Annotated in this window: 18 protein-coding genes; 15 read left to right on the top strand and 3 right to left on the bottom strand. The window is 39.2% G+C overall.

What is annotated here, in order from left to right; genetic code table 11:
• Nucleotides 1-158: 158 nt before the first annotated feature.
• From DWZ61_RS18760 to DWZ61_RS18740, 5 genes are all read left to right on the top strand, one after another.
• Nucleotides 159-1,259, top strand: a complete 1,101-nt coding sequence (locus tag DWZ61_RS18760; protein WP_118540041.1) for a Fic family protein — start codon at nucleotides 159-161, stop codon at nucleotides 1,257-1,259.
• 98 nt (nucleotides 1,260-1,357) lie between these two features.
• The gene (locus tag DWZ61_RS20325) at nucleotides 1,358-1,747 is read left to right on the top strand and encodes a hypothetical protein (RefSeq protein ID WP_118540040.1); all 390 of its coding nucleotides are present in this window, start codon (nucleotides 1,358-1,360) and stop codon (nucleotides 1,745-1,747) included.
• Nucleotides 1,748-1,917: 170 nt separating this feature from the next.
• Entirely contained in the window at nucleotides 1,918-2,439 is a 522-nt protein-coding gene (locus tag DWZ61_RS18750; protein WP_117467517.1) for a flavodoxin family protein, read from the top strand.
• 25 nt (nucleotides 2,440-2,464) lie between these two features.
• Nucleotides 2,465-2,956 carry a hypothetical protein gene (locus DWZ61_RS20320; protein WP_242993752.1) on the top strand — a complete coding sequence of 164 codons (492 nt, stop codon included), beginning with the start codon at nucleotides 2,465-2,467 and terminating at the stop codon, nucleotides 2,954-2,956.
• Nucleotides 2,953-3,891 (top strand): DUF1848 domain-containing protein, encoded by a 939-nt coding sequence (locus tag DWZ61_RS18740; protein WP_117467523.1) that lies wholly within the window; start codon nucleotides 2,953-2,955, stop codon nucleotides 3,889-3,891. Before DWZ61_RS20320 ends, DWZ61_RS18740 begins: the two co-directional genes overlap by 4 nt.
• Nucleotides 3,892-4,055: 164 nt before the next feature.
• On the opposite strand, the gene DWZ61_RS18735 is transcribed toward DWZ61_RS18740, so the two are convergent.
• Nucleotides 4,056-5,351 (bottom strand): tyrosine-type recombinase/integrase, encoded by a 1,296-nt coding sequence (locus DWZ61_RS18735; protein ID WP_014080634.1) that lies wholly within the window; start codon nucleotides 5,349-5,351, stop codon nucleotides 4,056-4,058.
• Between the two features lie 86 nt (nucleotides 5,352-5,437).
• On the bottom strand, nucleotides 5,438-6,067 hold the full coding sequence (locus tag DWZ61_RS18730; RefSeq protein ID WP_003505395.1) for a helix-turn-helix transcriptional regulator: 630 nt from the start codon (nucleotides 6,065-6,067) through the stop codon (nucleotides 5,438-5,440).
• 174 nt (nucleotides 6,068-6,241) lie between these two features.
• Here DWZ61_RS18730 and DWZ61_RS18725 point away from each other — a divergent pair, with 174 nt between their 5' ends.
• From DWZ61_RS18725 to DWZ61_RS20495, 10 genes are all read left to right on the top strand, one after another.
• Nucleotides 6,242-6,472: a helix-turn-helix domain-containing protein gene (locus DWZ61_RS18725; protein ID WP_008115699.1), complete on the top strand. Its 231-nt coding sequence runs from the start codon at nucleotides 6,242-6,244 to the stop codon at nucleotides 6,470-6,472.
• 263 nt (nucleotides 6,473-6,735) lie between these two features.
• Nucleotides 6,736-7,050, top strand: a complete 315-nt coding sequence (locus DWZ61_RS18715; protein ID WP_014080633.1) for a hypothetical protein — start codon at nucleotides 6,736-6,738, stop codon at nucleotides 7,048-7,050.
• The gene (locus DWZ61_RS18710; protein ID WP_005345966.1) at nucleotides 7,050-7,355 is read left to right on the top strand and encodes a hypothetical protein; all 306 of its coding nucleotides are present in this window, start codon (nucleotides 7,050-7,052) and stop codon (nucleotides 7,353-7,355) included. The genes DWZ61_RS18715 and DWZ61_RS18710 overlap by 1 nt, the downstream gene beginning before the upstream one ends.
• The gene (locus tag DWZ61_RS18705; RefSeq protein WP_008115703.1) at nucleotides 7,331-9,052 is read left to right on the top strand and encodes a MobA/MobL family protein; all 1,722 of its coding nucleotides are present in this window, start codon (nucleotides 7,331-7,333) and stop codon (nucleotides 9,050-9,052) included. The genes DWZ61_RS18710 and DWZ61_RS18705 overlap by 25 nt, the downstream gene beginning before the upstream one ends.
• Complete coding sequence (locus tag DWZ61_RS18700; protein ID WP_014080632.1) at nucleotides 9,030-9,740, top strand: DUF6040 family protein; 711 nt, start codon at nucleotides 9,030-9,032, stop codon at nucleotides 9,738-9,740. The genes DWZ61_RS18705 and DWZ61_RS18700 overlap by 23 nt, the downstream gene beginning before the upstream one ends.
• 331 nt (nucleotides 9,741-10,071) lie before the next feature.
• Nucleotides 10,072-10,335, top strand: a complete 264-nt coding sequence (locus DWZ61_RS18695; RefSeq protein WP_118540039.1) for a hypothetical protein — start codon at nucleotides 10,072-10,074, stop codon at nucleotides 10,333-10,335.
• 25 nt (nucleotides 10,336-10,360) lie between these two features.
• Complete coding sequence (locus DWZ61_RS18690) at nucleotides 10,361-11,284, top strand: hypothetical protein (RefSeq protein WP_147354739.1); 924 nt, start codon at nucleotides 10,361-10,363, stop codon at nucleotides 11,282-11,284.
• Nucleotides 11,285-11,389: 105 nt separating this feature from the next.
• A complete protein-coding gene (locus tag DWZ61_RS19880; RefSeq protein ID WP_022154350.1) occupies nucleotides 11,390-11,974 on the top strand; it encodes a DUF6033 family protein in 585 nt (194 codons plus the stop codon).
• Between the two features lie 13 nt (nucleotides 11,975-11,987).
• Complete coding sequence (locus tag DWZ61_RS18680) at nucleotides 11,988-12,284, top strand: hypothetical protein (protein ID WP_022154349.1); 297 nt, start codon at nucleotides 11,988-11,990, stop codon at nucleotides 12,282-12,284.
• Nucleotides 12,285-12,305: 21 nt separating this feature from the next.
• Nucleotides 12,306-12,689: a hypothetical protein gene (locus tag DWZ61_RS20495; protein WP_230328618.1), complete on the top strand. Its 384-nt coding sequence runs from the start codon at nucleotides 12,306-12,308 to the stop codon at nucleotides 12,687-12,689.
• A 223-nt stretch (nucleotides 12,690-12,912) separates the two neighbouring features.
• On the opposite strand, the gene DWZ61_RS18670 is transcribed toward DWZ61_RS20495, so the two are convergent.
• A complete protein-coding gene (locus DWZ61_RS18670; RefSeq protein WP_008115692.1) occupies nucleotides 12,913-13,152 on the bottom strand; it encodes a DUF6061 family protein in 240 nt (79 codons plus the stop codon).
• Nucleotides 13,153-13,497: the final 345 nt, after the last annotated feature.

Here is a 13,497-nt window from a genome sequence, read left to right as displayed (position 1 = left end):
TCAAGGCTGCTTTTTCGTTTACACCAACTCCGATTGTTTCCTTAACAGTTTGTATATGAGATTTACAGATAGTGAAAAATAGTGTAAAAATAGTGAAATAATAATGGAAAAAAGCTTTCCTTTTGAATATAATAATATTGAAAAGGAGGGCTTTTTTCATGATTAAGGTAACTTTAACGAACGAAATATTAAAGTATATTACGGAAATCGAGCAAAACCGATATAAAGTATCTTCCATCAAGCTGTCCCAAACCGTTATGAATAAGCTGCGTAAGAACTCAAAGAAAAAAAGTACTTATGCTTCAAATAAGATAGAAGGCAATCCTTTATCGGAAAAACAGGTCGATGAGGTGATTGAGAATGATGAAAGAAAGCATTATTTGAAACCGGAGCAGGAAGTCCGAAATTACTTTCTTGCATTGAATTTTCTGGAAAAAAAGATAACTAAAAAAGAGACATTCTCTAAAAAACTTATTTTGGACGTACAGAAATTGGTAGAAAAAGGGGCATCCAAGGAAAAAATCGGATTTAGAGGACCTATGCCACCGGGAGTGTTATTTGCCGTATATGACTCTAAGACAGGAAGACCGGATTATATTCCCCCGGAATATTGTGATATTCCGAATCTGCTGGACGAATTGGTAACGTATGTAAATACGACCGACGATCATCCACTAATCGTAGCTGCAGTGGTACATTACCAATTAGTAACTATACATCCTTTTGAAGACGGCAATGGCAGAACCGCAAGATTACTTTCCGGCTACATTATGGATTTAAACGGATACGGATTTAACGGAATCGGATCGTTGGAAGAATATTTTGCCTATGATATCGATGAATATTATGAATCCATCCAGATGGGACTTCCTGCATTATATTATTCCGGAAGAGATAATCCGCCCCATCCGGAAATCTGGATCAACTATTTTCTGAGGATGGTAAAGCTATACTCTGGAAAGGTTTGTGATCTGCAGATGGCTTCCAATGAGGAAGATGTTGCTGCAAGTTTATCGTTCCTGAAAGGAAAGGAAAAGGAACTTTTGAGACTTTTGATCATGGATTATAAAGGGGAATTTACACCGATTGAAGTCAGCAGGAAACTGTCCGTCACGAACAAAACAATTATTAACAGATTAGCTGTTTTGGTGAAAAATGGTTTTGTAGTTCCCATACTGGTCAACCAGAGGATCCGATCCTATGAATTAAGCAAATTTACCAGAGACAATGAAGAAGAAATCATGAAAGCTATTCTTTGAAACTGATGTTGCTTAAATAGAAATAGAGATCTGTTTGTTCCTCATTTGTCATATGATAAGATGGGATAAATAAATCGGTATTTGTGGAGGGTGAAGTTATGGGATTACTTGATAGGTTAAAACTGAATAAAACCAAAGATTTCTTTGAATGGTTAGATTTGATTTTGAAGAATGAATTGAATAGTGAAATAAAAGCAATTAACTTTAATTTATATGAAGATACAGATAATAAATGGTCTGTTGAATTGGTCGGCACATTTTCATTCGATAAGGATAATGATGATTGGACTTGTGATGAAGTCTTTACTACAAGAGATCAACCTTTCGTGATAGAGTGTGAAAGTGATTGGGAATTAGTGGAAACTTTTTTTATTAGTTTAGTGAATGAATACCTTTCTTCTGGAAAATATGCTGGAAAATTAAAAGAATATCAAGCAATAGGCATTGGATTTGTTGACGGAGATTTACAGATTTTATATGCAAGATAATGTCTGTTTGTAAGCAATAAAAATTCCATTTGTATATGAGATTAACAGATAATGAAAAATAGTGTAAACTAGTGAAATAATAATGGAATCCCAAAATAATAATGAAACCCGGATCTAAAGCGTTAAATTTCTGGGCCTAAATAAAAGATACTATACGGGAGGTGTTATTTATGAAAATTGTAATAATCAATGGCAGTGCCAGAAAAGGAAATGTTTTAACGGCGATTGATGCGTTTCAGAAGGGAGCAGCTGCAGGGAATGATATAGAAATCATTCAACCGGATCAGTTACATATAGCTCCGTGCAAAGGATGTGGTGCTTGTCAATGCTATAAAGGCTGTGTAGATAAGGATGACACAAATGCCACAATCGATCAGATCGTATCGGCAGATATGATAGTATTTGCCACACCGGTATATTGGTGGGGAATGTCTGCCCAGTTAAAGCAGGTTATAGATAAATGTTATTGCCGCGGAATGCAGTTGAAAGGGAAAAAGACAGGACTGATCGTTGTAGGAGGTTCTCCCGTAGATAATATACAGTATGAACTGATCAGAAAGCAGTTTGATTGTATGGCAGATTATTTGTCGTGGGATATGCTTTTTCAAAAATCATATTATGCAACGGCAAGGGATGATCTGCAGAAAAATATGGAAGCGCTGGAAGAATTGGAGAATATAGGAAGTTGTTAAGTTAATCGTGCCATAAGGGGGCAAAATGAATTACTTATTAGAAATCGTTATTTTTAATGTCGTCATTTTTACAATTAGCGGCATCATTATGGCAAAGAAGGGGAAGCTTGGCATGATACAGGAATACCCAAAGGCGATACAGGACCGATGCAGAGAGCTTGGATTGATTCAGGAAAGCTCCGCGAAACTTACAAAGAAAGCAACGATAGGAAAACTGGGACTTTTTATCGGATACATATTTTTGCAGACGGTATTGGCGTACTATATCGGCGGTGCACGCACGTTCTTTGAAGGATGGTTTCACGGATATATTATGTGGGTAGCTGAGATCTGGTTTGATGCGTTGGTAGTGGATTGTCTGTGGTTTTGCCATAGTAAGAAGATGATAATTCCGGGAACTGAGGATTTGGTGGATGCTTACCATGATTATTGGCATCATATTAAATATGCAGTGATAGGAATGTTCAGCCAGGCGGTGATTGCTTTGCCGGTAGGACTTTTGGTGATGTGGCAATGATTATTCAGACAGGGATGAGAACAGATATTCCGGCATTTTATTCGGAATGGCTGATGAACAGAATACAGGAAGGCTTTGTGTTAGTGAGGAATCCCTATAATCCTACACAGGTAACAAAGTACAGTCTCTCGCCTGAGGTTGTGGATCTGATTGCATTTTGCACGAAGAATCCGGCGCCAATGCTTCCTTTTATGGAGCAATTAACACCGTATGGGCAGTACTGGTTTGTCACGATCACGCCATATGGACGAGACATTGAGCCAAATGTTCCGGATACGGGAACGGTAATGGATCACTTTAAAATATTATCGGATATCGTAGGCGTGGACAGCATCGGTTGGCGATATGATCCAATCCTGGTAGATGCCACGCATACGGTAGAATGGCATATATCTGAGTTTGAAAAAATGGCGGCGGTACTGCATGGGTATACCGAAACCTGTGTAATCAGCTTTATAGATATTTATAAAAAAGTGGAACGGAATTTCCCGGAAGCGAAAGCGGTAAGCCGTCGGGATAGAATTACAATCGGTAAGGCATTGATAGAGATTGCTGCAAAATACGGAATGACGGTAAGACCTTGTGCTGAGGGTAATGATCTGGCCGCGTATGGTGCGGATTGCTCCGGATGTATGACGGTGGCTACTTTTGAAAAGGCACTTCATAACAGATTAGAGATTCCGAAGAGAAAGATCAATCAAAGGAACGGTGCCTGCGCCTGCGTGCTTGGCGTGGACATAGGCGCATATGATACATGTGGACATTTATGCAAATATTGTTATGCCAATGCAGATGTAAACTTAGTGAAAGAAAACAGGAAAAAACATAATCCCAAGTCTCCGTTTCTGATCGGTGAAAGTATGTCGGGAGATGTTATACATGAAGCGGAGCAGAAGAACTGGATTGACAGACAGCTTCGGTTTGATTTTTTCTAATTAGAAGGTATCACAGAAATCAACAAATCGGAATTTGTGGAGAGATTTCTTGAACTTTCCTTATTTTACGGGCTTTCCAGCCCCTTAAATAGTGAAATGATATGTATTTTCCCTTATTTTTGACCTTATGCGGAATCAGCAAGGGAAATAAGGGAATTTTTTATTTAGTCGTTGCCTGCCACTTTATCAAGAAGTCTGGCGGAGTTCCGCTTTGCCTTTCTTGTAGAGTGGGCGTAGACATTCATTGTGGTACTGACATCAGAGTGCCCTAACAGTTCCTGCACATCTTTTGGGGCAGCTCCGTTTGAGAGGAGGTTGCTTGTGTAGGTGTGTCGCAACTGGTGGAAATGGAAATTCTCAAATCCGTCCAGCCTTTTTGCAACTGATCGGCAGGCAATGCTGAGTGTGCTTGGCAGTTCCAGACATCCGTCCGGTCTCAGGCAGACAAAGGAGATTTCCTTGTAATCTACCGGGATTTCTTCGGTTCCGTCCAGATGATAATATTCATAATACACTCTGTTTTTGTCCTGTGCTTCCTTGTAGAAATTGCGGTGGTAAAGTTCACCATACTGCATCCGGCTTTTAAGCTGTTTTTTTCTGGCGGTTTTCAGTATTTCAGTCAGAGTATCGCCAAAATCAACAATCCTTACTTTCTTTCGCTTGGTCGGTCCGATGATGTTTTTATGTTTTGTGCCATCATAGCGGATACTTCTTTTAATGGTCAGGCATTGTTCTTCAAGATTGATGTCCTGCCATGTCAATCCGCAAACTTCACCGATACGAAGTCCCGCATAGTATGCGATCTGGATTGGCAGGATTGCAGGTGGATTCTTTACTTTGAGGTATTCTATCAGTCTCTCATAATCTTCATGGGAAATAGGCTGTATGCCTTCTTCTACCTCATCATCTGAGAATAAATCCACATCCTCTGCCTGTTTTTTCAGCTTAATATACTGCATAGGATTAAAAGTAATCAACTGTTTTGGAAATACTGCAAACCGGAAAGCCTGTTGTAATACTGCTGAAAAGGAATGGATGTAATCTTTACTGTATCCTTTTCTCACTTTTCCATCTGGAAATTCCCCACCGAATGTAAGCAGATCGAGAAATGCCTGTAAATGTTCAGCAGTAACGGTTTTTAATTTGCGTTCTGCAATCGGATGTTTCTTGATACAACGGATTGCACCAAGATAATTTTCCACTGTACCATTGCTGAGTGTTCCGACTTTCAGTTCTTCTTCCGCCCACATATCAAGAAGTTCTCCTACAGTAAGATTATCTGTCTTTGCGACAAATTTCTTGCTTTCGTAATCATCCATTGCCTGACGGAGCAGTTTTTCCGTTTCACTTTTACTTTCTGTTCCAGCGTATTCTTTCTGAACCAGATTGCCGCTTGCATCTTCTACATAGAAGCGGTAGTACCATTTCTTTCCTTTTTTTCTTACAGATCCTTTTGCCATAATCGTGTGTCTCCTTTCGATATCAGACAATCGGAACTGATGAAATGCTTCTTGCGTGTAAGTATATCATAACTCCGGTTGTCGTTCTATACCGAATCGGAATCCTCATACAAAACTTCTGATAAAAGATTTTCAAGCCTTTGTTCTGCCATTTCCGGTTTCTTGGAATAAAGCCTTACGATATCTGCCATGTCGTTAAAGGCATTAACAGTGTGGGTGATCTCCCGGAGAAACATAATCTCGTTATATTCATCATTCGATTCAAACCCCATTACTTTTGCAATATCAGCTTCATTCGTGTTGCCCTTGTAATTCTTGCAGGCAAACTGGAATGATTCCAGAAACAGGTTATATTGCTTTAACATCAACAGCAGTAAATCTTTGGAAAAAGCATCTTCCTTTTTACTAAGGTCGAGAGGTAACTGTTTGAGAATATCGCCCATTGCATCACGAATCTGTAATTCTTTCTTATCCGTAATATCGGTTTCGTATTCATCGGTTTCCCCTCTGAGCCATTCAATAGATACATGAAGTGCTTCCGAAAGACCTTCCAGCACCATCTTTTTGGTATTGTCAATCGAACCATTCTCATAACGCAGGATTGTGGAAGCGGTAACTCCCATCTTCTCTGCAACATAAGGCTGTGTCAGATTTAATTCCAGACGACGCTGTTTTGCCCTGCTGCCTATCAGCTTGCGTAGTTCTTTATCTTTCATGCTGATTGCCTCCTTTTTCGGTATGTATGAATTATAGCATGTACCTCACATAATTGCAATATGCAATATAATAATTATTTTTAAAATTTCATAACGCTTGACAACACAATATAAAACCGCTATACTAACAGCACAACAGAAATTGCATAATGCAATTCATAAGGAGGTGACAAGATGACGGAAAGAAAGATTGCATTATCCATCGAGGAAGCAGCCGACTATACAGGAATTGGCAGAAACACTTTGAGAAAGCTGGTTGAATGGAAGAAACTTCCGGTATTAAAAGTCGGAAGAAAAGTCCTTATTAAAACTGACATTCTGGAAAAGTTCATGGAAGCCAACGAGGGGCGAGATCTGAGGGATAAAGGAAATGTAAAAACTGTCACAAGAAATGTGGCAACTTAAAAAGGCGGCTTCCTACGAAACCGCCAAAGGTTCTATCAGACCGAAGCCATGATATACCTACACGCAAGAGGATTATACCATGTGCTTCTCCTGATATGCAACCGGGAACTAATGTTTATCTTGTCGGAAAAACATCGACAAGATAATGCTCCGCAAGGATGCACCACGATTCTGATTGGAATTATGTCAACAGAGCTGACCAGAATCGTGTGCCAAATCTTAGCAGAGCAAGATTTGATTATAAGAGAAAGGATGAAGACGATATGGCGAAATCAACAAAGACTTATGAAGAAAGAATACGTGCATTAGAGAAAAAGGAACAGGAAAGCATCGAAGCTACCAAAAAGCTCATTGCACAGCGAAAGGAACTGGAAAAGAGAAAGAAAGCCGAGGAAAGTAAAAAACGAACCCACAGGCTCTGTCAGATTGGCGGTGCGGTGGAATCGGTTCTTGGCTGTCCGATTGAGGAGGAAGATTTACCAAAGTTGATAGGCTTCTTAAAAAGGCAGGAAACAAACGGAAAGTTTTTCTCAAAGGCGATGCAGAAAGAGCCACTTACAGATATGGAGGAAGTGTAATGGCGGAGGGAGTGGTTTTTCCATTCCCTTCATTGCCTTTGAATGAAGGGCGCACTTATGGACAACCAGAGGTCGTCCTTATAAGTTTGCCACAAGTGGCAACCGGTCTGCGCTTACGCTTGCCGGGCTCGTTCCGTCGGCGGGGCTTTCAGCCAGACCTGCTCATGCCGCAGGGGGCACTCTTGCGCAGAGGGCGTTCCGACAGCTTCACTTCTGCCAAACCAGAAGAAGATGCTGTCGGAAATCAATGCCGGATACGGCAGAAAGGGGGAATCGTATCATGGCGATATTTCACTTTACAGTAAAGATTGTCGGGCGCAGTAAAGGAAAATCTGTCATATCCGCATCGGCATATCTTAATGGAGATGTGATGAAGAATGAGGAAACAGGCAGAATCAGTTACTATACTTCCAAAAAGGAAGTCGTCTACACCAGTCTGATGATGTGCGAAAATGCACCTCCTGAATGGCTGCATGTACCGGAAGAAAATATAAAAAGGTTTCAACAGTCTATCCGTTATAAAAGAGCGGATGATAAAGATGCCGCACTGGAAAAGTTTAAAATCACATTTCAGAAACAGCGTCTATGGAATGAGGTATTGAAGATAGAAAAAAATGCAGATGCACAGCTTGGACGCTCATTTGAATTTTCCCTGCCGAAAGAATGGAGCAGACAGGAACAGATTGATTATACAACCGAATATATTCAAAAGACTTTCGTGGACGAGGGAATGTGTGCCGACTGGAGCATACACGATAAGGGCGACGGGAACCCACATGTGCATTTACTTGTAACCATGCGACCATTCAATCCAGACCACTCATGGGGCAGCAAGGAAGTCAAGGACTGGGATTTTGTCAGAGATACTGACGGAAATATCGTGGTTGATGAATCCCACCCGGACTGGTGGCAGGATAAGAAAAATCCAGACCGTCATGGAATCCGTATTCCGGTACTTGATGAAAACGGAGTACAGAAAGTCGGGGCAAGAAACAGAAAACAATGGAAAAGGGTTCTGACTGACGCTACCGGCTGGAACAATCCAAAGAATTGTGAGTTATGGCGAAGCGAATGGGCAAAGATGTGTAACCGGCATTTATCCATAGACAATCTGATTGACCACCGCTCTTATGAAAGACAGGGCAAATTGAAAGTCCCTACGATTCATGAGGGTGCAGATGCAAGGAAGATTGAGGAAAAATATCTCACCGGGCAGATAAGGAAAGGTTCATGGAAGGTCGAGGAAAACCAGATGATAAAAAAACAAAATGCACTGCTGCAAAAGGTAATTGCAACCTTTGGTAAGGTATCCGGTGCATTGTCGATGTGGAGGGAGTGGTTGAATGACATTAGAAGAAAGCAAAGAAGTAATTCCCATGATGGAAGCAATGATTACACAGATAGAGGAACAGCAGAATATCATGGCAGAGATGCTTCAGGAGATACAGGAAAAGGACGAGAAGCTGATGTGCTTTCAGGAGCAGGAAGAACGATTGCAGCAATTAGAGAAAGAATTGTCAGAGCTGCTACAAATCTTACCGGATACAGAAGAACTGTTGATGCTTCTGGAAGAAAAGACAGACCAGATACAGAAACTCACAGACGAAAATCAGCAATGGCAGGAATTGGCACAGAAATTAAACAGCGAGAACCGGCTATTGCAGAAACAGAACAGCGAATTACTGAACTTGAACAGCAATTAGAGAAAGGAAGGTTGATTGATGAACGAATTAAGAAACTCAAAGAGCGACGATCAACTGGAAGAGTTGCTTCTGCTGACAGAGCAGATGCAGGAAGAACTCGACCAGAAAGACCGGACTATCAGGGAACTGAAAGTGCAGCTCGACGAATCGCTGACCTTGAACGAGAAGTTAAACAGCGAGAACAAAACAGAGAACATTCAAGCCTTAAAGAACGACTTGAGGAAAACAAAAGAATTGTTGCAGAGCGAGAAAGAGAAAACACACACCGTCCAAGCCATGATAGAGGAATGTCGAGATAAGCAGAGACAGGCAGAACAGGAACGGGATTATGCACTCTCCCATCAGAAAAAAGTAGAGATACCGGTTGAAAAGCCGGTACTCTATCAAAAGTGCGGGAATTGTAAACAGACAGCTTATCTGAAAGCTAAGGAAAAGTATGATATGCAGAGGGAAAAACTGGCAGGCAGATATAAAACAAAAACAGCCATGTATGAAGCATTGATGTTTCTGCTGATATGGTATTCCGTATCAACTACTCTTTTTCAGATGATACGGTCAAAAATATTTATTTCTGATTGCGTGGTATTCTTTGATACAATCGCAACTTTCACACAGACCATTGCTGGCTGGGTTGTACTGGCAGGAAAGAACGTGGCACAGATTAGTGATGGAATATCCAATCCTGTCGTTGCTGGAATTATAAACTGGCTGATAAGAATATTGATTTGCGGTGGATGTCTGGTGGGTGTGGGAATACTTTTGGCATTCATCGAAATAAAGATTGCAGGGCTATATAAGAAATACTGTTGGGATATGATTACCATAATGGTGATACTTGTAAGTATGGCAATAGCTATCTACTTTGGGGATTGGATAAAGGAAGTATTGCCAATCAATCTGCTATTTCTCTTATTATTCGTGCAACTGGTATATGTTGGAATCAGGTGGTATGTAAAGGGATGGCGGGAAAACAGAGGTTATGTTTAAAAATAAAAAAATTGTCTGAGACGCAGCGAAGTAAATAAAATGAGTAGTATTATAAGAAGTCAGCAGTGCGTGAATAAACTGCTGGCTTCTTTTTTGATAGATACAGTCACTCTCAGAGAGTGTGCAGGATAGTAAAGTAATAATATCAACATGCCGATATAGAAAATGCAGGGAAGCATTGTATTTCAAAGAGTTTGAGATACAGAGCTTCTACTAAGGCAGTGGTCATCTTGTAAAAATATGGTCTTTGTGTGCGTAATATGGTCGTTTGATGATATGGGACTAGGAGAACAGGTTATTTTATCCGATAAAGAAAGCAAAGGAGGTTACTATGAGTAATACAATTAATGTGAACTATATGACACGGGCTTACAATCAGTACCAGCAGAAAAATGCGGCTAAAGATCAGGAGAAGGAAGATACAAGGTTTGCGGATAGTGTAAGAGAAAAGAGCGAAGCTAGTGGAAGTATAGTGGGCAATTCAAAAATAGGTTCTGTGTCTGCTAAAGATATGACGATGGTGGAATACAAAAGGTACAGTAAAATTACAGCATTTATCGTTTGGGCAATCTTCATTATTACAGAAATTGAGTGAGTTAATGAATATGTAGAATGGATTGTTGTCAAAAGATATAGAAAAAAGGATTTCAGGTAAAGGAAGACAAGGTGGTTCTATGAATATTAGATTTTCTGGTTTTAGTAATTCACTACAATCCTTAAACAGAAGACAGAGCCTGACGAATATCTTGCTTAATAAGCAAAATGTTGGTCAAAGCGGGAAAAAGGATTTGTTTGTCAGAAGTACAACATATGATGCAGGTACATATACAATTTCAGCGGGACAAAGAAGAAAAATGATTCCGGGTAGCGTATTAGCTGCTATGAATAATGATATTTCTAAGGTGCGAAAACAGGGAGATATATACGAATGCGGAGGAACATTTTTTACAGCGGAGCAGATACCTAAAATCAGTGGAGCTTGTCTGAATGAAATTAAGGCAGAAGATAATATCATTGACTTTGGGAAGAATAAGTATTTTAAATATGTTTCCGGTGACGGACAGGAGCATTGTTTATACACAGATAATAAGGGGATAGGCTCTATTGTTTCCGAGATTATGCGTGGTGAACCTTATGATCCGGTGTTGGAAAGGTATGCGAGCTTTTGGAATTACATGATGACAAAAGACCCTGTATATGTTCAGTTGTCTTATTCAGATGAAGAAATAAGAGGCTATATGGAAAATGCAGGGATAAAAAACGGCTTTTTCACTGTAAAGATGGGAGATAGGGAAGCAACTCAATTTTATTCTGCCACTAAAACAACAAGCCCAATTCAGTCTAAGGAACGATATGATGCAAGATACAAGAATTTGACTTCTGGTGGCATTTTACTTGATGAATATGAAGCCGGAGACATTTTTAAGATTGGCGATAAGGAATATATTTTAAGTGAAAATCATACTTTGGATATTCCGTATGGAGAGGATATTTATAATTTGGAATATCCAAGTAATTATAAGTTTGGGAAAAAGGTTGAGTGAGAATAACGGACAGAAAAGGATTTCAAAGGAGGACACGGATATGTCAATGACAGGTATAAGCAATTCATATAACAATTATGTGACACAAAACACAATTCTAATAGTGTGGAAGAATATTATGAAAAATTATGTAAAAAGTTTCCGCAAATAAGTTTTAATACCAACGGCGGTGTTGTGCCTTGCAATTCCAATAAAGTGGTCGTAAATCTTTCTTATGACTGTTTGAAAAAAATGGCTAATGATCCGGAATTCGCAAAAGAAATAGAATGGAATTTATCCGGAGAGGTTGCAGCAAATTCACAAGTATATTCTTTTGCAAAGCGTGACGGTGTAGAGTTGGGAGGCAGGACAGTTACATATGATGCTAATGGAAATCGGCAATCTTCATGTGGTGGTATGAGAACAGCTAATTCGTCAAATAAAAGTTCAGATGTATTGAGTACACAAAATCAACAAAAAGCAGCAAAAAGTAGACGGGACAAAAAACGTGAGCAAGAAGAATACTTAGAGAAAATGCGTGAGAAACGAAAAAGAGATGAAGAATATTTGGAAGAATTGCGTGAGAAACGCAAAGATAGAGATGAGTATATTAGTGAAATGTCAGAAAACAGTAGTTCAGTGGTAAGAGCATATACTCAAGCGGAATACGATAATGTAGATTTATTATCTACATTAGATACGAAAATCTGAGGAGGACACGGATATGTCGTTGGAAGTTTACAGTAGGCAGAGTAAGGCGTTTCAGTATGATGGATATAAAATAAATTCTGAAATGCGGGAACACATAAATGCAGAAAAAAGCAGTTCAAATGTACATAAAGACAGAGATACCGTGAATTTTTCCGCAGAGGGCAGAAATATGTGTTACGGATTTGGAGTGCATGATGTAAAAGACCGTGCAAAACATACGGTAGTTAAGCCAGGCATAGCACCTCTTTTTGACACTATTTCAAGGACACTGAAAACAGTCAGAGAAGCAGTACATTTACAATTCAGATAAAATGATTGGAGGAACAGAAGTATGCACATTGGTTCTGGTCTAAATACGGTATCTTCAATGTACCGCCAACAAAAAGGCAATAATATGAAAACGCCTGCATCTGGGGAAAAGACATTTTATACGGCAGAAACACCGAAGGTATATCAGATATTCACAACAGATAATATGTTGTGGACAGGAGGTAATGGCACCGGTCTTTCTTATTGTCTTAAATATGCGGATGATTCAACGGATGAAAATCCGGTGGTGTTACATCTAATTACAAAAATACAGCTATTAAAGATACGGTCAAATAAGCTGCTCCATCATGGGAAAAGTATAAAATTAGGAGCTTTAGATAATATCACAAGGGAAAAGTTTTCAAAAACTTCTGGTAACTCTTTGAAATACATATCATATCAATAGATACGATAATATAAATTATGTTTGTATTTGTTGATAACAGGTTTATATCGGAAAAATTGTAAATTTATTTTCTATGTGAATTTTCATTTTTGTAGGGCTGGCATTAGACCAGCCCTTGATTTCATTATAATAGATAAAAAGATATTGAATATATATGCACGGTAAAAAGACGATTCTCAATAAATGAGATTGGGAAAAAGTAACCTTAGTGCTGTTGAAAAAATCACCATAGTTCTAATGAATCTTCTGCATCTACCCATATCTGCATTGTTTCATCAAGATATAATTTTGCATATTCAAGCGGTTTATCAATGGCAAGTGCGTTCAATGCACAGTCTGATCCGGGTGTGGTTTTTAAATCCTTTTCGGCTTCCCAACAGTCAATGCGGAGCATATAACCAGCAGAAGTATAAATATCAATGCTGTTTCTGTGTGGATTGTATTCTGCAAATATTGTTCTCATCGTATAGAATCTCCTTATCATTCAATCAGTCATTTGTTACAAAAATCAGAAGCATTTCAATCAGTTCACCATGTCACTTTTATTTTGTGTTATACTGTTTTATAGATTTTTCTTGCCCTTGTATTTGCCCTTATCAGAGTTCGTAAACGCTGACGGGACGATATAACACAAGGGAAACAATAAGGGAAAGCTCACCTGCGATAAATCCAGTGTTTTCAAGGGTTTGCAGAGAATTTAATAACAAAATATAACAGTTATTAAATTCCCTAAAACAGGTGAAATCTCAATCGATATTTGTGAGGGTAATTATGATAAATTTTTTGAATGATATAAGGAATGCAGAAA

Source organism: Clostridium sp. AF34-10BH (genome assembly GCF_003478095.1).
GTDB lineage: Bacteria > Bacillota > Clostridia > Lachnospirales > Lachnospiraceae > Acetatifactor > Acetatifactor acetigignens.
The sequence above is the reverse complement of the archived record's forward strand: the minus strand, read 5'-3'. Positions and strand labels throughout refer to the sequence as shown.